Annotated in this window: 17 protein-coding genes and 2 pseudogenes; 10 read left to right on the forward strand and 9 right to left on the reverse strand. The window is 69.4% G+C overall.

Annotated features, from left to right (window positions below):
* Positions 1-195 precede the first annotated feature (195 nt).
* The 3 genes from I5Q34_RS29170 to I5Q34_RS29180 form a co-directional block, all read right to left on the reverse strand.
* Positions 196-2,646 carry an MFS transporter gene (locus I5Q34_RS29170; protein ID WP_277965574.1) on the reverse strand — a complete coding sequence of 817 codons (2,451 nt, stop codon included), beginning with the start codon at positions 2,644-2,646 and terminating at the stop codon, positions 196-198.
* A gap of 196 nt (positions 2,647-2,842) precedes the next feature.
* Positions 2,843-3,289, reverse strand: coding sequence for an SRPBCC family protein (locus tag I5Q34_RS29175; RefSeq protein ID WP_199895446.1), 447 nt, complete (start codon positions 3,287-3,289; stop codon positions 2,843-2,845).
* A 442-nt stretch (positions 3,290-3,731) separates the two neighbouring features.
* Positions 3,732-4,367, reverse strand: a complete 636-nt coding sequence (locus tag I5Q34_RS29180) for a HEAT repeat domain-containing protein (RefSeq protein WP_199895447.1) — start codon at positions 4,365-4,367, stop codon at positions 3,732-3,734.
* 344 nt (positions 4,368-4,711) lie between these two features.
* On the opposite strand from I5Q34_RS29180, the gene I5Q34_RS29185 reads away from it, so the two are divergent.
* From I5Q34_RS29185 to I5Q34_RS29195, 3 genes are all read left to right on the forward strand, one after another.
* A complete protein-coding gene (locus I5Q34_RS29185; protein WP_199895448.1) occupies positions 4,712-6,517 on the forward strand; it encodes a 3-hydroxyacyl-CoA dehydrogenase family protein in 1,806 nt (601 codons plus the stop codon).
* 79 nt (positions 6,518-6,596) lie between these two features.
* The gene (locus I5Q34_RS29190; RefSeq protein ID WP_199895449.1) at positions 6,597-7,421 is read left to right on the forward strand and encodes a TetR family transcriptional regulator; all 825 of its coding nucleotides are present in this window, start codon (positions 6,597-6,599) and stop codon (positions 7,419-7,421) included.
* A gap of 137 nt (positions 7,422-7,558) precedes the next feature.
* Positions 7,559-8,380 carry an aminoglycoside phosphotransferase gene (locus I5Q34_RS29195; protein ID WP_199895450.1) on the forward strand — a complete coding sequence of 274 codons (822 nt, stop codon included), beginning with the start codon at positions 7,559-7,561 and terminating at the stop codon, positions 8,378-8,380.
* A 360-nt stretch (positions 8,381-8,740) separates the two neighbouring features.
* Here I5Q34_RS29195 and I5Q34_RS29200 read toward each other — a convergent pair whose 3' ends face one another.
* The gene (locus tag I5Q34_RS29200) at positions 8,741-9,409 is read right to left on the reverse strand and encodes a hypothetical protein (RefSeq protein WP_199895451.1); all 669 of its coding nucleotides are present in this window, start codon (positions 9,407-9,409) and stop codon (positions 8,741-8,743) included.
* A 366-nt stretch (positions 9,410-9,775) separates the two neighbouring features.
* On the opposite strand from I5Q34_RS29200, the gene I5Q34_RS29205 reads away from it, so the two are divergent.
* From I5Q34_RS29205 to I5Q34_RS29220, 4 genes are read left to right on the forward strand one after another with little or no spacing between them, the layout of a single operon-like run.
* Positions 9,776-10,171, forward strand: a complete 396-nt coding sequence (locus tag I5Q34_RS29205; protein WP_199895452.1) for an SseB family protein — start codon at positions 9,776-9,778, stop codon at positions 10,169-10,171.
* Entirely contained in the window at positions 10,168-10,710 is a 543-nt protein-coding gene (locus I5Q34_RS29210; RefSeq protein ID WP_199895453.1) for a hypothetical protein, read from the forward strand. Before I5Q34_RS29205 ends, I5Q34_RS29210 begins: the two co-directional genes overlap by 4 nt.
* A complete protein-coding gene (locus I5Q34_RS29215) occupies positions 10,710-15,401 on the forward strand; it encodes a putative T7SS-secreted protein (RefSeq protein WP_199895454.1) in 4,692 nt (1,563 codons plus the stop codon). The genes I5Q34_RS29210 and I5Q34_RS29215 overlap by 1 nt, the downstream gene beginning before the upstream one ends.
* Positions 15,398-16,219 (forward strand): colicin immunity domain-containing protein, encoded by an 822-nt coding sequence (locus I5Q34_RS29220; RefSeq protein ID WP_199895455.1) that lies wholly within the window; start codon positions 15,398-15,400, stop codon positions 16,217-16,219. The genes I5Q34_RS29215 and I5Q34_RS29220 overlap by 4 nt, the downstream gene beginning before the upstream one ends.
* A gap of 198 nt (positions 16,220-16,417) precedes the next feature.
* On the opposite strand, the gene I5Q34_RS29225 is transcribed toward I5Q34_RS29220, so the two are convergent.
* From I5Q34_RS29225 to I5Q34_RS29230, 3 genes are all read right to left on the reverse strand, one after another.
* Positions 16,418-16,738, reverse strand: a complete 321-nt coding sequence (locus tag I5Q34_RS29225) for a hypothetical protein (RefSeq protein WP_199895456.1) — start codon at positions 16,736-16,738, stop codon at positions 16,418-16,420.
* Positions 16,739-16,789: 51 nt separating this feature from the next.
* On the reverse strand, positions 16,790-17,122 hold the full coding sequence (locus I5Q34_RS35180) for a hypothetical protein (RefSeq protein ID WP_277965575.1): 333 nt from the start codon (positions 17,120-17,122) through the stop codon (positions 16,790-16,792).
* 215 nt (positions 17,123-17,337) lie between these two features.
* Positions 17,338-17,838 carry a hypothetical protein gene (locus tag I5Q34_RS29230; protein ID WP_199895457.1) on the reverse strand — a complete coding sequence of 167 codons (501 nt, stop codon included), beginning with the start codon at positions 17,836-17,838 and terminating at the stop codon, positions 17,338-17,340.
* Positions 17,839-18,003: 165 nt separating this feature from the next.
* Here I5Q34_RS29230 and I5Q34_RS29235 point away from each other — a divergent pair.
* Positions 18,004-18,246, forward strand: a pseudogene (locus I5Q34_RS29235) (transposase); the annotation flags it as partial.
* 90 nt (positions 18,247-18,336) lie between these two features.
* Here I5Q34_RS29235 and I5Q34_RS29240 read toward each other — a convergent pair.
* Positions 18,337-19,431: an IS630 family transposase gene (locus I5Q34_RS29240; RefSeq protein ID WP_234429691.1), complete on the reverse strand. Its 1,095-nt coding sequence runs from the start codon at positions 19,429-19,431 to the stop codon at positions 18,337-18,339.
* Positions 19,432-19,541: 110 nt separating this feature from the next.
* Here I5Q34_RS29240 and I5Q34_RS29245 point away from each other — a divergent pair, with 110 nt between their 5' ends.
* Together I5Q34_RS29245 and I5Q34_RS29250 are read left to right on the forward strand one after the other, a co-directional pair.
* Positions 19,542-20,819 (forward strand): Twin-arginine translocation pathway signal, encoded by a 1,278-nt coding sequence (locus I5Q34_RS29245; RefSeq protein WP_199895458.1) that lies wholly within the window; start codon positions 19,542-19,544, stop codon positions 20,817-20,819.
* Between the two features lies 1 nt (position 20,820).
* On the forward strand, positions 20,821-21,135 hold the full coding sequence (locus I5Q34_RS29250; RefSeq protein WP_199895459.1) for a 4a-hydroxytetrahydrobiopterin dehydratase: 315 nt from the start codon (positions 20,821-20,823) through the stop codon (positions 21,133-21,135).
* 42 nt (positions 21,136-21,177) lie between these two features.
* Here the strand turns inward: I5Q34_RS29250 and I5Q34_RS29255 are convergent.
* Positions 21,178-21,387, reverse strand: a pseudogene (locus I5Q34_RS29255) (MFS transporter); the annotation flags it as partial.
* Positions 21,388-21,424 lie beyond the last annotated feature (37 nt).

Genomic DNA, 21,424 nt, shown 5'->3' on the forward strand with positions numbered 1-21,424 from the left:
AAGCCCCCGCTCACCGCGCGCAGCGCGGAGCCGGGCCGAGGGGCGCAGCCCCGGGAGAAACGGTGAAAGGGCGGGGCGGGGGCGGCTTCCCCCAGCCCAGGACCAACCGGGCACGCCCCCGGTGACACACCGACCCCAGGAGCCTGGGGAGCCCCAAGGCGCACCCCAGGCAAGCAGCAAAACCACCCCCACCCCCTAATCCGCATGGCCCAGCTGCAAATCCCTCTCCGTCCGCCCACCCCCCGCCACCCGCAACACCGTCGCCACCGGCGGATACCCGGCCGCCACCACCGTGTACTCCCCCGCCGCCAGGTCCACGAAGCGGAACGTCCCGTCCGTGCCCGTGATCGCGGAGTCGACGACGTTGCCGGCCGCGTCCAGCAGGGTCACGCGCGCGTCCTCCACGGGGCGCCCCGCCCCGGCCCGTACCGTGCCGCGCAGCACCGCGCCGCCCGCGAGTTCGACGTCCTGGCGCGTCTCGCGGGCCGACTGGACGGTCACGGGGAAGGCCGCGGGGCGGAACGCCGGCGCGCTCGCCGCCAACGTGTACTCACCTGCGACGAGTTCGTCGATGACGTATCCCCCGTCGTGGCCGGTGCGCGTGGACGAGACGACCTCGCCCTGCACGTTCGTCAGGGTCACCAGCGCCTCGCACACCGGCGTCCCGTCCGCCGTCCGCACGGTGCCGGCCAGCCGCCCGGCACCGCCGAGGACGACGTCGAGTTCGACCGGCCGCTCCCCGACCGTGACGGTGACCGCCTGCGGCTGGTGGCCGCCGGCCGCGGCGATGAGGACGTAGGAGCCGGTCCCGGGCGTGCTCAGCGCGTAGCGGCCGTCCTCGCCGCTGGCCCCGCGGCCGATCTGCCGTCCCTGGACGTCGATCAGGGTGAGCGCGGCCCGCGGCACGGTGGTCCCGTCGTGGTGCTGGACCGCGCCGGTGACGGGGATCCCCGCGCCCAAGTGGACGAAGGCGGTGACTGGTTCGGCCGCGAAGGGGGCCGGCTCGGTGATCAGCGGGGGCGGCGGCGGGGGCTCGCTCCGCGCGGGAGGGACGACGGGCGGCGCTTCGGGGGCGTTGTGGGACACCAGCGGTTTCTCTTTCAGCAGGAAGGCGATCAGGAAGCCGAGGACGAACACCGGAACGAGGTAGAGGAAGATCCGCGGCATGGCCTCCGCGTACGCCCGGACATAGCCGTCCCGCAGCGACGCCGGGAGCGCGTGCACCAGCTCCGGGGTGAGGGAGTCGGCGTCCGGGAGCCCTGCCCTGGGCGGCAGTTCGTCGGCGAGCCGGCCGGCCAGCCGGTGGGTGAGGAGGGTGCCGAAGACGGCGGCCCCGACCGAACCGCCGATCTGCCGGAAGTAGTTGTTGGCGCTGGTGGCCGTCCCGAGGTCGGCGGGCTGCGCGGAGTTCTGCACGACGAGGACGAGGACGGGCAGCGCGAGCCCGATGCCGATGCCGAGGACCGCCATCCAGAGGCTGTAGACCAGTCGCTCGGTGCCCGCCTCCAGGTGGGACAGGAGGTACATGCCCTCGGCGGACAGGGCGCAGCCCAGGATGGGCATCAGCTTGTAGTGGCCGGTGCGGCTGACGACCTGTCCCGCGACGAGCGAGGCGGCGACGATGCCGCCCATCATCGGCAGCATCAGCAGCCCGGAGCCGGTGGCGTCCGCGCCGTCCACCATCTGCAGGAAGGTGGGCAGGTAGCTGGCGGTGCCGAAGAGCCCTACGCCGACGACCGCGCCGACGAGTCCGGAGACGGTGAAGACCGGGTCGCGGAACAGGTGCGGCGGGATGATCGGTTCGGCCGCGTACTGCTCGACGACGACGAACAGCAGGGCCGTTCCGAGTGCGCCGGCGGCCAGTCCGATGGTGACCCGCGAGGTCCACGCGTACTCCGTGCCGCCCCAGGCCGTCAGCAGCACCAGGCAGGTGGAGGTGGTGGTCAGCAGCAGCGCGCCCAGCACGTCGAAGCGGCCGCGGGAGACCGGCCGGGGCAGGTCCAGCGCCTTGAGGACGACGAGCAGGGTGACCAGTCCGAAGGGGACGTTGACGTAGAAGCACCAGCGCCAGGAGGCGTGGTCGGTGAAGAACCCGCCCAGCAGCGGACCCGCGACCGAGGCGAGCCCGTAGGCGGCGCTGATGACGCCCATGTAGCGGCCGCGCTCGCGGGGCGGGACGATGTCGGCGATGATCGCCTGGACGCCGATCAACAGGCCGCCGGCGCCGACCCCTTGGAGCGCGCGGAAGGCGATGAGCTGGTCCATGGTGCGCGACCAGCCGGCCAGTCCCGAGCCCAGGACGAAGACGACGATGGCGAAGACGAAGACCGCCTTGCGCCCGAGGAGGTCGCCGAGCTTGCCGTAGAGCGGCAGGGCGACGGTGGAGGTGAGCAGGTAGGACGTGACGGCCCAGGACATCCGGTCCAGGCCGTGCAGTTCACCGACGATCTTCGGCAGGCCGGTGGCGACGACGGTCTGGTCCAGCGCCGCGAGGAGCAGGGTGAGGACGAGCCCGGCGAAGACGAACCGTACGCGGCCCGCGCCCGGCCGGGCGTCCTCCCGGCCGGGCGGCAGTGGTGGTTCGGGGGCGGGCAGGGCGAGATGGCCGCCCTTCGCCAAGGTGGCCTCGGAGGTGGACCCGCCCACGTGTCTGCTCCCGTCGTCGCGCCTGTCCCGGCCGACCTTTTCTCGCATTACGCGACAACGGGGAGCAAGCGCGACGATTTACCCGGGCGTTGGGCCCAGGTGGCTTTCCGCCGGTCGGAGGCGTTGCGGCGGTCCGGCGTGGGGCCGGGAAAACCACTCGATCAGGTGACGATCAGGTCAGCCCGTCTCCCGCCGCTCAGCTCTTCTCCGTCTCGGCCGCGAGGCGGGCGAGGACGGCGTCGTGGATACGGGCCAGGCCCTTGGGCGCGAAGGTCCGCTCGAAGAATCCGCCGATGCCGGTGGCGCCCGTCCAGGTGGTGGTGACGGCGGCCTTGGCGCGGCCCTCGCCGGCGGGGGTGACGGTCCAGGTGGTCACCATGGTGGAGTTGCGGTCCTTCTCCACCAGCTGCCCGGTGGAGGGCTCGGAGACCTCCAGCAGGCAGTCGCGGACGCGCTTGCTGGTGGCCTGGAGCTTCCAGTGCACGAGGGTGCCCTCGCCGTCGCCGCCCTCGCGCACCTCGTACTCGCTGTAGTGCTCGGTCAGCAGCTTGGCGCGGGTGCCGCTGTAGTCGGCCAGCGCGTCGAAGACCTCCTCCGGGTCCGCCGCGATGATCCGCTCCGTGGTGGCCTCGACCTGGCCCATGACGTGTCCTCCGGGACGTTCGGTGCAGTGCGCGCCGCTCCCTGCGGCCGCGGGCACAGCCAATCACCAACATCGCGGGGGCCCAAATCCGAGTGCGCTCGTTTTGCGTACATACATAGGTTTCTCTCTGCGGACGGTGGCGGGCCGCTAACGTGCGGCTCGCGTGCGGGGGGGGCTGCCCCTGCCCCGCCCTTTCACCGTTTCTCGCGCGCTCCGCGCGGGGTGCAACGCGGCTGCGGAGGACTGGGGGTGCCCCCTCTGGGGGAGCGCGCAGCGTGCTGCTGCGGAAACGGCGAAAGGGCGGGGCGGGGACTCTCAACTGCGAGCGCCCCCGCGCGCATCGCACCCCCCACACGCCGGGCGCACGACCATCCGCAACGGAGCGCGCCCCGCGCATGACCGACGGCGCGCCGGGCCGCACTGAGCCCCATCACCCAGCGCCCTACCTCCGCGGAACGTCCCGCACCCGCCGGACCCCCGCCCGCCCGTTCAGCCGCGCCAGCGCCAGCACCGCCGCCGGACGCAGCCGTTCGTGCTCGCGCGCCGCGACCAGCGTCGCCTCCGCCCGCCGGTCGCCGAGCGTGCCGAGCCCCTCGACGCAGGCGCGGGCGACCGGCCAGCAGTGGTCCCGGGCCGCCAGCAGCCGCTCCAGCGTGGCGAGCAGGGCCGGTACGGACTCGGGAGCGCGCAACTCGCTGAGCAGCCGGACCGGATGCAGCGCATACGCCGTGCGCAGCGGGTTCGTCGCGAGCGCCGCCGCCGCCCGCGCCGTGCGCGGATCCCGCAGCCGGGCGAGCACGTGCGCGGCCGTCGCACACCGCACCGGTTCCCGGTAGTTGAGGAGGAGGACCAGCGTCTCGAAGGCCCGCCGGTCCCCCCGCACACCGAGCGCGAAAGCGGCGATCTCCCGTGCCCACAGCGGCCGTTCGGGAGCGACCAGGACGTCGGCGAGCGCGTCCCGCGCGGCCCGGCCGTCCGTGCGCACCAGGGCGACGAGCCGCTCGTACGCCGTGAACTCGGCCGGGGAGACCAGTTCGGCCCGTACCCGTTTCAGCAGTACCCGGAATTCTTCTTCCATTGCTGCTCTCCTCCCGAGTGGCCTGTACCACATCGTAAGTCGCGGGTACGCACCCTGGCGCTCTGGGTTACCGGTGAGTTAACCTCCCGACACGAGCAGCACCCTCGCTCGGGCGGTCTGGTGACGCAGCCGCCTTCGGCACCCGGCATCCTCGACGCCCGGTGCCGGTCCGCCGGTTCGGCACTCCAGTACGGCACGGCCCCGGGACAGGGCCGGCCGACCTCACAACTCCTCCCCCGTGGACGCCCTTTACCCGTCCGCGGCCGTCATTAAGTCGCCGCGCCCGCAACGGGACGCGCGGCGCCCATCACCCGTGCCCGGGTAACACCCTCTGGAGTCCCGCGATGGACCGTCAGTCCACCCCTCCGTCCCCCAGCCCGCTCTCCACCGTCGCCGTGGTCGGTCTCGGCACGATGGGCACCGGCATCGCCGAAGTGCTCGTCCGGGCCGGCCGCGAGGTCGTCGGCATCGACGTCAGCCAGGCCGCCATCCGCCGCGCCACCGGAGCGCTGGCGTCCGCCACCGCCCGCGCGGCCGCGCGCGGCCGCATCACCGAGGACGAACGCCGCGCCGCGCTGGCCCGGTTCCGCACCTCGGCCGACGTGGCCGACGCGGCCGGCGCCGACCTGGTCATCGAGGTCGTGCCGGAGGACTACGCCCTCAAGCAGCAGGTGTTCACCGCCCTGGACGCCGTCGTGCGCCCCGACACCGTCCTGGCCACCGGCACCAACGCCCTGTCCGTGACCCGGCTCGCCGCCGACTCGGCCCGCCCCGAACGCGTCCTGGGGCTGCACTTCTTCAACCCCGCGCCCGCGATGAAGCTGGTCGAGATCGTCTCGTCCGTGCTCACCGCGCCCGCCGCCGTCGCCGCGGTCACCGAACTCGCCCTGGAACTGGGCAAGGAGCCGGTCGCGGTCGGCGACCGTCCCGGATTCGTCGCCGACGGGCTGCTGTTCGGCTACCTCAACCAGGCGGCGGCGATGTACGAGTCGCGCTACGCGAGCCGCGAGGACATCGACGCCGCGATGAAGCTCGGCTGCGGGCTGCCGATGGGCCCGCTGGCCCTCCTGGACCTGATCGGCGTCGACACCGCGCGCACCGTCCTGGAGGCGATGTACGCCGCCTCGCACGACCGGCTGCACGCGCCCGCGCCGGTCCTGGGCCAGCTCGCCGCCGCCGGGCTGACCGGCCGCAAGGCGGGCCGCGGCTTCTACACGTACGAGGAGCCGGGCTCGGCGACGGTCGTCCCCGACGCGGAGACGCCGGGCGCGGCCTCCGCCGCCGCGGCCGCCCTCCCCGTGCGCTCGGTCGGCGTCGCCGGCTCGGGGACGATGGCGAGCGGCATCGCCGAGGTCTTCGCCAAGGCGGGCTTCCCCGTCGTGCTCGCCGCCCGCTCGCCGGAGAAGGCCGAGGCGGCCAAGGCCCGGATCGCGGCGTCACTGGCCCGCTCGGTGACCAAGGGCCGCCTCACCGAGGCCGAACGGGAAACCGCCCTCGCGGCCATCACCCCGTCCGGCACCCTCGACTCCTTCGCGGACGTCGACCTGGCCGTCGAGGCGGTCGCGGAAGACCTCGACGTCAAAGGCGAACTGTTCGCCACCCTCGACAAGACCTGCAAGCCCGGCGCCGTCCTCGCCACCACCACGTCCTCCCTCCCCGTCATCGCCTGCGCCCGCGCGACCACCCGCCCCCGGGACGTCGTCGGCATGCACTTCTTCAACCCGGCGCCCGCGATGAAGCTCGTCGAGATCGTCCGCACCGTCCTCACCTCCGACGAGGCCCACGCCACGGTCCGTTCCGTCTGCGCCGCGATCCGCAAGCACCCCGTGGACTGCGGCGACCGCGCGGGCTTCATCGTCAACGCCCTTCTCTTCCCCTACCTCAACAACGCGGTCAAGATGGTGCAGGAGCACTACGCCACCCCCGACGACATCGACGCCGCGATGAAGCTCGGCGGCGGCTATCCGATGGGCCCCTTCGAACTCCTCGACGTCGTCGGCCTGGACGTCTCCCTGGCCATCGAGCGCGTGCTGCACCGGGAGTTCCGCGATCCGGGCCTGGCCCCCGCGCCACTGCTGGAGCACCTGGTGGCGGCGGGCTGCCTCGGACGCAAGACGGGGCGCGGCTTCCGCGAGTATGCGCGACCCTGACGCGGGCTGGGGCGGCCTCCTCGAGCCGCCCCACGGTCCGTCCCCGCACACCCACACGACGGCGTGTTACGTTCCCCACATGTCCCAGCCCGCCAAGTCAGCCCGCCCGCCGCGCGGGGCCGCCACCAGGGGATCCGGCCCGTCCGAGCCGGAGAGCGCGGGCGGCCGCCGCGCCGCCGCCCAGCGCCTCACCATGCGCCGCAAACTCGCCGCCGCGGCGATGGAGTTGTTCGCCACCAAGGGCTACGAGGCGACCACCGTCGACGAGATCGCCGCCGCGGCGGGGGTCGCCCGCCGGACCTTCTTCCGCCACTTCCGCTCCAAGGAAGAGGCGATCTTCCCCGACCACGACGACACCCTCGTCCGCGCGGCCGCGGTCCTCGACGCCGCGCCCGCGCACGAGAACCCGATCGACACGATCTGCCGCGGCATCAAGGAGGTCATGCGGATGTACGCGGCCTCGCCGGCCGTGTCCGTCGAGCGCTACCGCCTCACCCGCGAGGTCCCCACCCTGCGCGAGCGCGAGATCGCCTCGGTCGCCCGCTACGAACGTCTCTTCACCCGCTACCTCCTCGTCCACTTCGAGGAGGGCACGCACCACGACGACGACCCGTTGTTGGCGGAGGTCGCCGCCTCCGCCGTCGTCACGGCCCACAACCACGTCCTCCGCCGCTGGCTCCGCGCCGGCGGCGAGGGCGACCTGGAGGCCCAGCTCGACCACGCGTTCGCGATCGTCCGCGAAACGGTGGGCCGGGGAATCGGCGCGGGCCGCGAACCTCTCCCGTCCGCCTCGGCGCACGCCGAGGGCGAGGTCCTGGTAACGGTCGCCCGCACGGACACACCGCTGGCGGACGTGATGGCGGCGATCGAGAAGGTGCTGAGGCCGGGGGCGGGCGAGGGCTGATCCGTGAGCCCACGGCCGCTGACGGTCGTGGGCCGAGCCTTCTCATGACCAGGGCCGTGACCACGAGCGTTCGCCGGCTCGCTGCTCGTCTCCGGGACCGGAGACCGGGCCGGCCGGGGCCCCGATAGCCTTCCCCCGTGTCGAGAAGACTGAACTGGGACGACCTCCCCGACGACGTTCTCGCGGCAGTGCGCGAGCACACCGGCACCATTGACCGGGCTGAGCCCGTGAACTCCGGGTTCAGCAGCAAGATCGCCGTCAAGCTGGATACCGCGCGCGGCCGCGTCTTCGTGAAAGGGATGCGGCAGGATCACGCGGAGACATGGACGCAGCAGCGCGAGGAGGCAGTCAACCCCTACGTCGTTCCCCTCGGGCCGAGGGTCTTGTGGCGCACAGGCGCAGGCGGCTGGGACCTGCTCGGCTTCGAGCACCTCGTCGGCCGCAGCGCCGACTACAGCCCGGGGTCCGCGGATCTTCCCGTCGTCGTCGAAGCTCTGACGGCCCTGGGGCACCTCGGCTGTCCCGATGTGGAGTTGGAGGACGCGGGGAAGCGGTGGGGTGTCCACCTCGACGATCCCGCTGATGCGGAACTGTTCGCCGGTACCGCGCTCTTGCACACCGACTGGAACCCCAGCAACGTACTCATCACCGCCCCGGACACCGCGCGGCACCTCGACTGGCCCTGGGCCACTCGAGGTGCCGGTTGGATCGACCCGGCGTGCTGGATCGTCTGGCTCGTCTTCTCCGGGCACACCCCTCACGAGGCCGAACAGTGGGCTGCCAAGGTGCCCGTGTGGTCCACCGCCCCTGACCGCGCCCTCGACGTGTTCTCCACCGCCCACGCCCAGTACTGGAAGCGCACGGCCGACGATCACCCCAACGAATGGACACTCGGGCTCCGCGATGCCGCTGCTCGATGGGCCAGGTATCGGACGGACAGCTCGTCCCTCACCAAGTGACCGTATTGGTCGCCGGGTTGTGGTCAAATCGTGGCGGCGAGGGGGCGTCCGCCCAGCGGATGCCCTTCTCGCCACGGACGCGGGCGCGTTCGCGTAGCCGGCCCGCGGCTCGCCTGCCGTGCCACGTCAGCTGTCTCGTCGTGCCACTGTGACTCCTGGCTCCTGGAGCACACCGTTCGAGGCCCGGAACGCCCCCGCCTCCCGGCCCCGATCCGCAGGCACTGCCCCAGGCAGGACGACGAGTGGCCCAGCGGCTGCACCGCCCCGCCGCGATCGTCACCTGACAACGTTCGCCCGCGCAGCGCCAGGCCGGGCCGGCTGCCGAGTTGGGCCGGTCGTTCTGGGCGGGTGCCGGTGCTGTCAGGGCGTTCCGTCAGTGAGGTCGGTGACGAACCTACGCGCCTGACCGCGCGTGACCGGGGTGACCCCGTGGATGACCTGCGCCCCGTAGACCAGGGCCACGCCCGCCCCAGCAGGGGTGATCCAGCGCGTGGTCGGGGCGTCCGCGAGCCAGTCCGGTTCGGCGTAGTGGTGGCCTGCGATGAGGCTCTCGTGCGGCAGGGAGCGGCTGAGGGACGTCCCCGGATGGTAGCCCTCGGCTTCGCCCAGTACCTTCCCCGTCCATGGCAGCGGGCTCGACGAGGTCTCCACGTAGAACTGCCCGCCCTCCTCGGCAGCCGTGATGGTTACCCCGATCCGCCCGAGCCGCCTGGGCCGGACGTCCGGTTCCGGGATCCCGTCCAGGTGCCGCGGCACTTCCTCGCCCGCCGCCAGTTCGATGTACTTCCACGGCGCGTCGGCCGTCACCGACGGCATGCCGCGCCGCATGGCGGGCAGGGCACGGGCCGTGGCGTGCCGCAGGATCTCGTCGGCCGCTGCCGGTGCCGGGAGGGTCTCCGCCTGGGTACGGGGCCGCCAGCCGGTGGCACGCAGCTCCGCGTCCATGATCTTGACGAGTTGAGCGAGCTCCTCGGCGGTCAGGAACTCCTCGACCGTCTGGATGGCCAGGGTCTCACTGATGTGGATCACAATGCCCCCTCGGGCGGACGGGGAGGGCCCGCGACTGCGGGCCCCGGCTTCGTTCTCCTCGCTTCCACTCTCCCCACGACGATGGTGGGGCGGCCAGGCTCAGATGCGCCAACCTGCTGCGCCAGGACTGCCGGAGGATTCCGCTTGCCGCAAGGTGCTGCGGCCGGGGGCGGGCGAGGGCTGACGGGGCGAGGGCCGCCGAAGGCGGTGAACGGGCTGCCGTCCCGGCGGCGGTGGCCCGGCCCCGGCAAGACTGCGGGGCTCTATGCAGCGCCGAGGGCTGATCCGTGAAAAGGAATCCGTCACCCACCGTAGGCACGCCCCAGGCATAGGGTGTTCGCTAATCTGTGCGGCGAGGTGAATGTGGTGACGTTGAGCCAGGAGAAGGCCGCTTTATACGCGTTGCGGGGGAAGCCGACCGCCGTCGTCGGCGAGTTCCGGCGTTCAGCGGTGCTCGTGCCGCTTGACGAGCGTGGCGGGTTGTGGACGTCCGCGTACGGCGGGCTGTGGTGGATCCATGCGTTCTCGGACGAGTCCGCGCTGGCGCGGTTCGCGGCGCATCGCCCGGAAAGGGCGGGCGCCGATTGGGAGTTCGTCACCGTCCTGGGTGCGCGGTTGCTGGACGTGGTCGTTCCGGCCGTCGGTGAGCCCACGGGTGTGGCCCTGGACGTGGGCAGCGACACCCCTTTCTTCCTGCCGCCGGTGGCGGGCGTCGTGCCGGACGGAGCAGTGGTCGACACCGGGGAGGGTGCGGCGTCATGAGCGAGGACCTCAAGGCGGATCCCGAGGCGCTGGGACAGATCGCGAAGGGCATCACGGGTGCGCTGTCCGAGCTGAAGGAGCTCGGGATGATCGGCGAGTCCCAGGCCGGCCGCGGTTTCTCCGAACTCGCGCTGAACGGGCTGGAGACCGGACACGACGGACTCAAGGACGCGCTGAAGGAGTTCTGCGACCGCTGGGAGTGGGGCGTGCGCTCCCTGGTCCGCGACGGCAATCAGTTCGCCCGTCGGGTCGGGCTCTCGGCGGGGGCCTATTACGAGAACGACCAGTACATCAAGGGAACGTTGAAGGTCGGTGTGGCCGCTTTCGCCGCCGATCCGACGCTCTCCGACGAGCAGGTCGAGAAGATGTCGATGGACGAGATCGCGGATCACGGGAACTTCGCGCACATCGATTACAGCGGTAAGTCCTTCGACCGCTCCTTCGACCACATGGTCGAGACGAACAAGAACATCGCCAAGGACACCTACGAGTCCCACCGCGACGAACTGAACGTCATCCGGCGCGCGGGTGAGCGCTGATGGACTTCTCACTCGGCGGCCTCAAGCGCGGCGTCGACAAGCTCGGCGACAAAGCCGAAGACCTGTGGGACGAGGGCAAGAAACAGGTCGGCAAGGGCGTCAACTACGCCGCCCATGAGATCGGCGACGGCCTGGACAAGGTCGGCCTGCACGACATGGCCGAGACCGTGGACGACCTCGGCGACCACGTTGCCAACCGCCTCGGCGCCCACGTCAACGAAAAGCAACTCGGCGAGACCGAGGACCCCAAGGACCTCATCCACGGAAGCACGAGCCGGATCCAGTCCGCCGCCTCCCACCTCACCGATTTCGCCGGCGCGTTCGGACGCGTCGGTCAAGGCATGTCGAACCTGGACTCCGACCACTGGAAGGGCAAGGGCGCCGACGCCTTCCGCGAGAAGTTCGCGATGCACCCCAAGCAATGGCTCCAGTCCCAGCAGGCGTGCGAGGAGGCGGCCAAGGCCCTCAAGGCGTACGAGCACACCGTGCGCTGGGCCCAGGGCAAGGCCAGGGAGGCCATCGCCACCTACAAGGCGGGCAAGGAAGCCCAGAAGAAGGCCTTCGACGCCTACAAGGCCCAAGTGGACGCCTTCAACGACGCCGCCGAGACGTACAACGCGAAGCTGGAGAAAGGCGAGAATCCCGGCACCCGCCCCACCCCGCCCGGATCCTGCCCCAACGTCGGCGCGGACAAAATCCAAGCAGCCCAGGAAATGCTCACCGAGGCCCGCAAACAGCGCAACTCCGCCGCCGAAACGGCCGCCTCAGCCCTCCGCAACGCGCTGCGCAACGCCCCGAAGAAGCCGGAGTTCACCGACCGGATGGGGATGAACCTCGACGACCTTCAGCAAGCCGGAGCCGTCGAAGTCACCCATTTCGCGGGCGGTTTCGCGAAGGGCGCCGCGGACACGGTCAAGTTTGCCCGCACGATCATCCCGATCGACCCGTACAACGTCACGCACCCGGCCCTCTATCTGGACCACATGACGAACCTCGGCGCGGGCTTCGTCACCCTGGCCAACCACCCGGACCAGATCCCGTCCACGCTCCTCGGCACCGGCTGGGGCAAGGACCCGTCCGAGGCCGCCGGCCGCCTGGGCTTCGACGCGCTGACCGCCATGGCGACGGGCGGAACGAGCGCGGGCGGCGCCGCGGCCCGCCGGATGGCGATGAACGCGGCGAGGAAGGGGATGGAGGACGCGGCCGAAGGAGCTGCCGAGAGCGCGGCCCGCAAGGCTGCCAAGGACTTCGCGGACGAGCCGAAGACCCACCCGGAGAAGGTGGAGACCGGCGGTACGGACCCAGTGGATGTCGTCACGGGGCGCATGTTCCTGCCGCAGACGGACGTGTCCCTGCCCGGCGCGCTCCCCCTGGTCTTCTCCCGTCATGTGAAGTCCGGCTACCAGTGCGGCAGATGGTTCGGTCCGTCCTGGGCAAGCACCGTGGACCAGCGCCTGGAGATCGACACCGAAGGCGTCATCTTCGTCGACGAACACGGCCGGCTCCTGGAATACCCCCACCCGGTCCCGGGCGTCCCCACCCTCCCTGTGCAGGGCCCTCGATGGCCCCTGGACCTGTCTCCCGACGGCACCTACACCGTCCACATCCCCGAAGCGGGCCACACGCGGCACTTCGCTTCCTACGGAGCGGAGGACATCGCCCTCCTCGAGGAGATCACCGACCGCAACGGCCACCGCATCACCTTCGATTACGCCACCGACGGCACCCCGACCGGCATCACCCACCACTCCGGCCGTCACATCCGCATCACCACGCACGCGGGCAGGATCACGGCCCTGCACCTGGCGGACACGGAGCTGGTCCGCTACGGCTACACCGACGGCAACCTGACCGAGGTCTACAACTCCTCCGGCCGACCGCTCCGTTTCGCCTACGACGAGCGCGGCCGGGTCATCTCCTGGACGGACCGCGACCACACCCACTACCAGTACGTCTACGACGACCAGGACCGCTGCGTCTTCGAGTCGGGCACCGAGGGGCACATGCGCTGCGCCCTCGAATACGGCGCCCGCGACCCCGAAACGGGCCTGCGCGTCACACGCGTCACGGACTCACTCGGCAACACCAGCGCCTACACCGTCAACGACCGTTCCCAGATCGTCGCCGAAACAGACCCGACCGGCGCGACGATGCTCTTCACCTGGGACCGCCACGACCTCTTGCTGTCGCGGACGGACCCCTTGGGCCGCGCGACGGAGTACGCCTACGACGCAGGCGGCCGCCTGACAACGGTGACCCGCCCCGACGGCCTGACCCTCGCGGCCACCCTCGACGAACTCGGCCTCCCGGAGACGACAACCGGCCCGGACGGCACCGTATGGCGCCACACCTACGACGGGGCCGGCAACCGCACCTCCACCACCGATCCCACCGGCGCGACCACGTCCTACGCCTACGACACCGAGGGCCACCTCACATCCGTCACCGACGCACTGGGCAACACCACCCGCGTCACCTGCGACACGGCCGGCCTGCCGATCGAGACCACCGACCCTCTGGGCGGGGTGACGACCTCCCACCGTGACGCCTTCGGCCGCGTCGTCGCCGTCACCGACCCGCTCGGCAACACGACCCGCCTCGCCTGGACCGTGGAAGGCCAACTGGCCCACCGCATCGCCCCGGACGGCGCGGAGGAACACTGGACCTACGACGGCGAAGGCAACTGCACCGCCTACACCGACGCCCTCGGCGCCGAGACGCACTACGAGTACGGCCCCTTCGATCAGTTGACGGCGAAGACCGGCCCGGACGGCGTCCGCTACGAGTTCACCCACGACACGTCGTTACGCCTGCGCCGGGTCACCAACCCCCAGGGTCTGACCTGGGACTACGCCTACGACCCGGCGGGCCGCCTCATGGCGGAGACCGACTTCGACGGCCGCACGCTCACTTACGCGCACGATGCGGCGGGCCGGCTCATCTCCCGCACGAACGGCCTGGGCGACACGATCTCGTACGAGTACGACGCGCTGGGCAACCTGGTGACCAAAACCGCAGGCGACGCGGTCACCACCTACACCCACGACGCGACAGGCCACCTGCTACAGGCCACCGGCCCGGACGCGACCCTGGTCTACAGCCGGGACCGCCTGGGCAGGGTCAAGTCCGAGACGACCAACGGCCGCACCCTTACGTACGCATACGACCTGCTGAGCCGCCGAGTACGCCGCACCACCCCGGCCGGAGCGCTGACCACCTGGACTTACGACGCGGCGGGCAACTGCACGTCGCTGACCGCCTCCGGTCACACCTTCGCCATGGAACACGACGCTGCGGGCCGCGAGATCGCCCGCCACTTCGGCGAAGACCTGACCCTCGCACACCACTGGGATCCGGCCGGCCGCCTGCAATCACAGAGCCTGACCAACGGCCCGACGTCCCTCCACCACCGCGCGTACGCCTACCGCCCCGACGGCCACCTCACCGGCATCACAGACACCACGACCGGCACCCGCACCTTCGGCCTCGACGCGGCGGGCCGGGTAACCGCCGTCCACGCCCACGGCTGGACCGAACGCTACGCCTACGACGCGGCAGGCAACCAGACGGAAGCAACCTGGCCAACCGATCACCCGGGCGCGGAATCCCAGGGCTCCCGCACCTACACCGCCACCCGCATCACCCGTGCGGGCAACGTCCGTTACGAGCACGACGCGCAGGGCCGCGTCATCCTCCGCCAGAAGACCCGCCTGTCCCGCAAGCCGGACACCTGGCGCTACGAATGGAACGCGGAAGACCAACTCACCGCGGTGGTCACCCCGGACGGCACCCGCTGGCGCTACCTCTACGACCCCCTGGGCCGCCGAATAGCCAAGCAACGCCTCACGGATACGGACGAGGTGGCCGAACAGGTGGACTTCACCTGGGACGGCCCCACCCTCACCGAACAAATCACCACCGCCTCCTCCCTCCCCAACCCCGTCACCCTCACCTGGGACCACGACGGCTTCCACCCCATCGCCCAGACCGAACGAACATCGGCAGCCGACGCGTCCCAACGCGAAATCGACCGCCGGTTCTTCGCCATCATCACCGACCTCGTCGGCACCCCCACAGAACTCATCGACGAAACAGGCACCACAGCCTGGCGCACCCGCACCACCCTCTGGGGAACTACCGCGTGGGCAACGGACAGCACGGCCTACACCCCACTCCGCTTCCCCGGCCAATACTTCGACCCGGAAACCGGCCTCCACTACAACTTCCATCGCCACTACGACCCCGAGACGGCTCGCTACACTGCCTCAGACCCACTGGGCCTCAGCCCGTCCCCAAATCCGTCAGCCTACGTCCACAACCCGCATACGTGGACTGACCCCTTCGGTCTGGCTCCTTGCCCCAAGGGGAAGTGGGAAGCAAAGGCCGACTTCTCAAGCCAGAAAATAATGAGGAAGAAATACGCCAAGCATGCGCACGATTTTCTGGATAACCCAGGAAATGTCAATGGGAGCAATCTGCGGGCGTTCGAACAGGCGATGCGTCAGCATATGGCCGCCCCAGACACCAAGGTATTTCGATTCGAGCACCGCAACCAGGGGCCTGCCGTAGGGTTTATTGATTCACAATCAATGAAGATGGTCATGCTTCACTCAGACGGAAGCTTTTGGTCCGCATGGAAACTCGGAGACAAGCAGTTCTCGGGCATCGTTGACAAGGGGTACTTGCGATGAACATCCCCGACTGGGGGTCCACACGGAGTCGCCACCTACGAAGCATCCTCACGCGCGACCCTTGGTTCTTCAGCTCTGCCTGGATTACCGAGAAAGACAAGGGAGTAGTGCCCTTTTCAGCGCAGTCGACCCTCGATCGAAACCTGATCAGACGCTTGAGCTCGGCCGCGCAGCACGCCAGCCACGCATTCTTTCTTGCCAGCCGCCTGGATGTCGAGCGCGAGGAGGAACCAGTGATGCGAGTCCCGTCTACTCAAGAGGGGCTCGGGCGGATTCCATGGCACGGAGAGAACTACATCATTGCGGTTCCGGATCTCTCCGGGGCGCTGCTTGTGACCGATCTCGGGTATTCACTGATGGGCGGGGTACACGAGTTCCTCAAACATGGAGTACCGGAGGGCTCAGATCAAGCCATCATCAATTTCAACCGATACGCGAAACGTGTTGGCCGGCATCTTCCGGATGTAGCGAAAATCGCCGCAAAGCTTCAGCCGAGTCAATTTGCCTGGGGGCGGAGGAGTGAGGTGGCCGAGGGGACAGGCACAGCAGAACAGCTGTCCCTGATGACATCTTTTGCCAACAATGAAGTCAGCGCAGTGGACTTCGCCGCTGCGTGGCTACGTGCCCGACGGCGGTCCTTGGAGCACCCCGAACGTCTACGGGAACCGCTCGCGCGGGAGCTCGACAGGGTCTTCTATGCGATCGAGGACTACGAATTCGATCCCCAACTCCGAGAACCGGGTGATCTGACTGACGCGCAGCTGAAAGAAGCTGTCGAAGAGGCTCTGGCAGGCATCGATTCGCTTGAGCGTGACTGATCACGTGGTCAGGATGACATCGGGCCTACGGGGGAACGGTTCAGCCCGCGATCGCTTGCGCGGTTTCCTTCCGCCAGGATCAGCGCATCCAGGCAGGTGAGTCGACTCCCCAAGACTCGTTGAGGCCGAGGCAGGCGGACAGGGACTCAGGGCCCAGGTCGTCCCACACGGACCGCAGATCGAACCCCCGGTCCGCCGCTATGAGTAGCGCCTCGAAGAATCCGGTGTGATCACGGCCGTGCTGTCTTCCTCGCTTCCGGTGGCCTGGAGCTTTTCCAGAACACCGAGTACCTGCCGTCGCTCCTGCGAATTCATCGCGGAAGCGTTCTCGGCGAACGACCTCGAGAGGCTGCCCAGACGTACCGTCAGCGGAGGAACATCATCCTCGTCGAATTCCATGGGGAGACCGAACTCGTCGGTTTCGGGCCCGCCTCGCCACATGTCGACTTCGGCCCGATCGCTGGCCGCCAGCACAGTACTTGCCTCGGTGAGCTCATTCCACCACGGAGGTGTTGACATTACTTCTCCTTCAGTGCGTTCTGCACGTCCCGCAGGATGTCTTGAGCCTCGCTACAATCCGCAAGGATCATCTGAGCTGGGGAGGTCCAGTTGGAAGGGAGAGCCGGAGCGATCCGGGGTCCAGCCCCGGCCCAGCGCGGTGCGGATGTGGTCCGCCACATCAGAGGGAAGCACCGGAACACTCGGTCTCCCGACCCAATTGCTCCCATGCGGACGGTCCGTGGTGACCACCAGCGTCGTTCCCGGACGATCCGCCTGCTCGACGGCATAGGTGCACGGTGACCAGCACAACGCCTGGCTATAAGTGGGCCGCCGGCGCAGCCGCCACCGATACGCCACCCCGTCCACGACAATACGGCGCGAACCCTTCTTCCCCAGTGCCACAGCCCCTCCTTGGATCACCTCAGACGGTAACCCAGCGACGAACTACAACCGAACAGCAAGCCGTCCCACAAGCAATCCAAGGCCAGGGCGTGGTGAAAGAGTGCCGTTCTGCCGTCGAAGACCCAGAAGTCACGTCGTACTCTCCGGATCATCGAGCATGTAGTAGTCCCGCAATTCCAGGTGTGCAGTTGAGCGTTGGGCCTTTGCCAGGGGCGTTAGTCGCGGGCTCTCCGGGACGGCACAGGTCGGGACCAGTTGACGGAGCGCACCCGACCCCGTGCGTCATTCTCATGAGCACGTCCCGCAGCGACCAGCTTCCGCAGTGCTCCTGAATCGCAGAGATCTTCCTGCCCCTCCGGAGGGCACAAGAGCCAATGAACCCCCGGCGGGTCGGCACGGTACGGAGCGGGGACACCGAGATAGCAGTCCTCGCCCAGGACTTCGACGGCCGGACCGTCCCAGGTGCCGGCACAGGCGTCCTCGGGCCGCACGAGCGCGTAGTACCGTCGCTGGGACGGGTCGGCGATCACCGCACCCGGCACCCCGAACGACCGGAAGACCTCCTCGGTCCTGGCACGGTCGTCGCCACCCGCGAGCCCACGCAGGAGTTCTGCGGGCAGCCGGACCGCCGCGAAGTGCAGGCCCGTCCGCAGCATGGCGGGGGCGTCCCTCATCCACGCCTCACGGGCGTCCCGGGGGCGGGCTTCGCGGGACACGAGCCACAATCCCGCGCGTGCCGACATCCGGGCACCGGGGTTCCCGCCCGAAAGGGTCGCGCTCAAGGTCTTCCGTTGGTACTCACTGGTCATACCGGGGAGCATGGATGCATACACCCTTGGTCAACTAAGGGTTGTCCCGTAACTGCTGGTCACGGGTGAGATGATCTTGGTGTGGCCGGCACCGGCCTGGTCATCCCGCACTACCGCAAGAGCAAGGACGAGGAACTGCCGACCTGGAAGGAGGAACACAACCGCTCGCACAAGAAAGTGCGCGCCCGCGTCGAGCACGTCTTCGCCCGCATGAAGAACTACAAGATCCTGCGCGACTGCCGCCTGAAAGGCGACGGCGTCCACCACGCCATCCTCGGCATCGCCCGCCTGCACAACCTCACCCTCGCCGGATAGACCAACGGGCACCACCCAGGCCGACTCGTCACCCACCAACTCGTAGATCATTTACGGGACAACCCTTAGTGTCGCGTGATCCTGTTCGTGTCACTTTGAGTTGTTTGCAACGAGATTCTTGAGGTTGGTCTGGACGAGGCGGACCTTCGCCAGGATCTCTTCGGCGGTCGCGGTCCAAGTGAACGGTTTGGCCCCGGAGTTCCATGTGTCGATGTAGTTGCGGATCTGCGTGATCAGGACGTTGACGCTGGCGAAGGTGCCGCGGCGGATCGACTGACGGGTCAGGATTCCGAACCAGGTCTCGATCTGATTTATCCAGGAAGACCCGACGGGAGTGAAATGGAAGTGGATGTTCGGGTGGCCGGCCAGCCATGCCTTCACCTCCGGTGTGGTGTGGGTGGAGAGGTTGTCCAGAACGACATGGACCTCCTTCCCGGCGTGCGGCTTCACTGCCTTCTTCAGGAAGGCCAGGAAGTTCTTGCCGTTCCGGCTCGGCCTGCACTCACCGGTCACTTCGCCGGTGCCGACGTTGAGGGCGGCGAACAAGTTCGTGGTGCCGTGCCGGATGTAGTCGTGAGTGCGTTTCTCGGTGGCCGAGAAGGTCACGGGCAGCACCGGCTGGGTCCGGTCCAGCGCCTGGATCTGCGTCTTCTCGTCAACCGAGAGCACGACCGCGCCGCCCGGCGGGGCGAGGTAGAGGCCGACCACGTCGGCGACCTTGTCCGCGAACGCGGGATCCTTCGAAATCTTGAAGGTGCCGTTGCGGTGCGGCCTGAGGTTCTCCTCGCGCCAGACCCGCGCGATGTAGTGCCAGGACACGGAGACGTTCTCGGTCCGCTTCACGTACTTCGCCAACTCGCGCGTCGACCAGTGCGAAAGACCGGTGCCGGCCGGGGGCGTCATGCGCGTCAGCGCAATCACCCGCGCCCGAACCCGCGCCGGCACTTGCTCGCGGGCCCCGCCGGGACGGTCACCTTCCAGCCCGGCCAGCCCACGCTGGGCATACCGGGCCTTCCAGCGGTCCACGGTCGGCAGCGACACCCCGAGCAGCCCGGCAATGTCCTTGCGCCGGCGCCCCTCGCCCGACCACAGCACGATCCGGGCCCGCGTGGCCATATCCGCAGACACATCCCGACTGCTCGCCAACTCCCGCAGCTCGGCGGCCTGTTCCTCGGAGAGCTCCATGTCAGCAGCAACGAGACACACGAGATCAAGTAATGCCGACGGAATCACGACGCACTAGGCCGCGGAGCGGCCGTATCACGGCCATTTCGCGGCCAAGGCATGGAGAGTGGATGGCAGAGAAGGAGGCGCCGGCGGGAGGCAACGGTGCACTGCGGGCGGCGCGTCTCAAGCGCGGTTGGCGGTCGGGGGAAGCCGCTGCCCGGGCAGTGACCGCCGCAGGCAGGGAAGCACTCGGCGACCGCGCCTTCGAGGTCTCGCCCCGCACCTGGCGGCGGTGGGAGTCCGCAAGGCCGGGATGGCCACGCGGCGACTGTGCACGGGCGTTGTACGCGGCGTTCGGATGCTGGCCGGAGGATCTCGGTTTCGACACTCCACCCGGGTGGGTGCGCGCAGAGATCCAGAATGTGACCGGAGCCGAAACAGCGGGCGGACCACGCCACTTCGCACCTTCCGTGACCGCCGCCGTCACCTCAGGTCTCGTCGCCCAGCGGTATGTCGACCCGTCGCTGATCGACTACTTCGCCGAGCAGTTGGAGGGGCACTACAGAGCGGACATGCTCCTGGGACCGCACGACCTGATCGGCACGGTTTCCGCCCAGTACGCGTTGATCGACCGACTGGTACGAGTGGCGACGGGCGAGACCCGGCAGGGCCTGCTTCGGGTCGGTGCCGCATACGCAGCCCTCGTGGGTTGGTTGCACCAAGACGCCGGTGACCTGGCTGAAGCTACGTTTTGGCGCGGAGTCGCGCAGGAGGTCGCCTTGCGTGTGCAAGACCCCCTCCTGATCTCCTATTCCCTGGTGAACCAGGCACAGGTACGTACGGATCTCATGGACGGCCCAGGGGTCATCGACCTCTGCGAGGCCGCGCTGAACCATCGGCCCAACCTCCCGCCGAAGATCCGAGTCATGGCACTACAGCAACAAGCTCACGGCGCAAGCCTCCGCAACGACCGGAAAAGCTGTGACCGCCTCCTCGATCAGGCAACCTCCCAGGTCTCCCGCGTGAACGACGAACTCCCCTGGGGGAACGCCTGCCGCAGAACCCCGGGCTATCTGGAGGTACAACGGGCGACCTGTTACGGCCGCCTCGGCCTGGGGAAGGAAGCGGTCGCGCTGTGGTCGGAAGTACTCAAGCACGTGCCCTCAACCGCTCGCCGCGACCGAGGAGTTTATCTGGCACGCTTCGCCCATGCGGCCGCGCTCGCCCGAGAACCTGACCAGGCCACCGAACTGGCGGAGCAAGCGGTGTCCATCGCTGTGGACACAGGGTCGGCCCGTATGCGCCGGGAGCTGGCGGCCCTACGGTCGGCGATGCGGCCATGGCGGGACACGCGGTCCGGTACGTCGCTCGAAGAAGTCCTGACACCCGTGAACACAGAGGAATGACATGGCCGAAGGCAAGGAACGGCTCTCCGAAGAAGCCATCGAGGACCGGCTGGGCTCCACGCCCGGCTGGCGCCGGGAAGGGGACTCGATCGCCAGGGCCTTCGAGATCCGCTACCACGGCGGCGTGGCCCTCATCGTGCACGTGGCGGACGTCGAGCGCCTCATCGGGCACCACGCCGATATCGACCTCCGCTGGGACCACGTCCGCTTCTCGATCACCACCCACGACGCCGGGCACAGGCTCACCGACGCCGACTTCGACCTCGCGCGGCGGATCGACGCCATCGCGGCGGCGCACGAGGCCACGCCTCTGTAGGGCACGGGCCCGTACCAGCTGTGGTACGGGCCTGGCCCCGGCTCAGCCCACAGGCTGGTCCGACGCCACCCGCTCGCTGCGGGCGACCACCGCCGAGGCGGCCTGGTCGTCCCGGCCCAGCCGCCCCGCCGTCACCGCGATCGCCAGCCCGATCACCGCCAGCGTCGGCGACGTCCAGCCCCACCCCGCCGCGATGGCGGAGCCGCCCAGCCCGGCCCCGCCCGCGTTCGCGAGGTTGAAGGCAGAGTGGTTGATTCCGGTCATCACGGAGGCTCCGGCCTCAAGCATT

The organism is Streptomyces sp. AV19 (assembly GCF_015999245.1).
GTDB lineage: Bacteria > Actinomycetota > Actinomycetes > Streptomycetales > Streptomycetaceae > Streptomyces.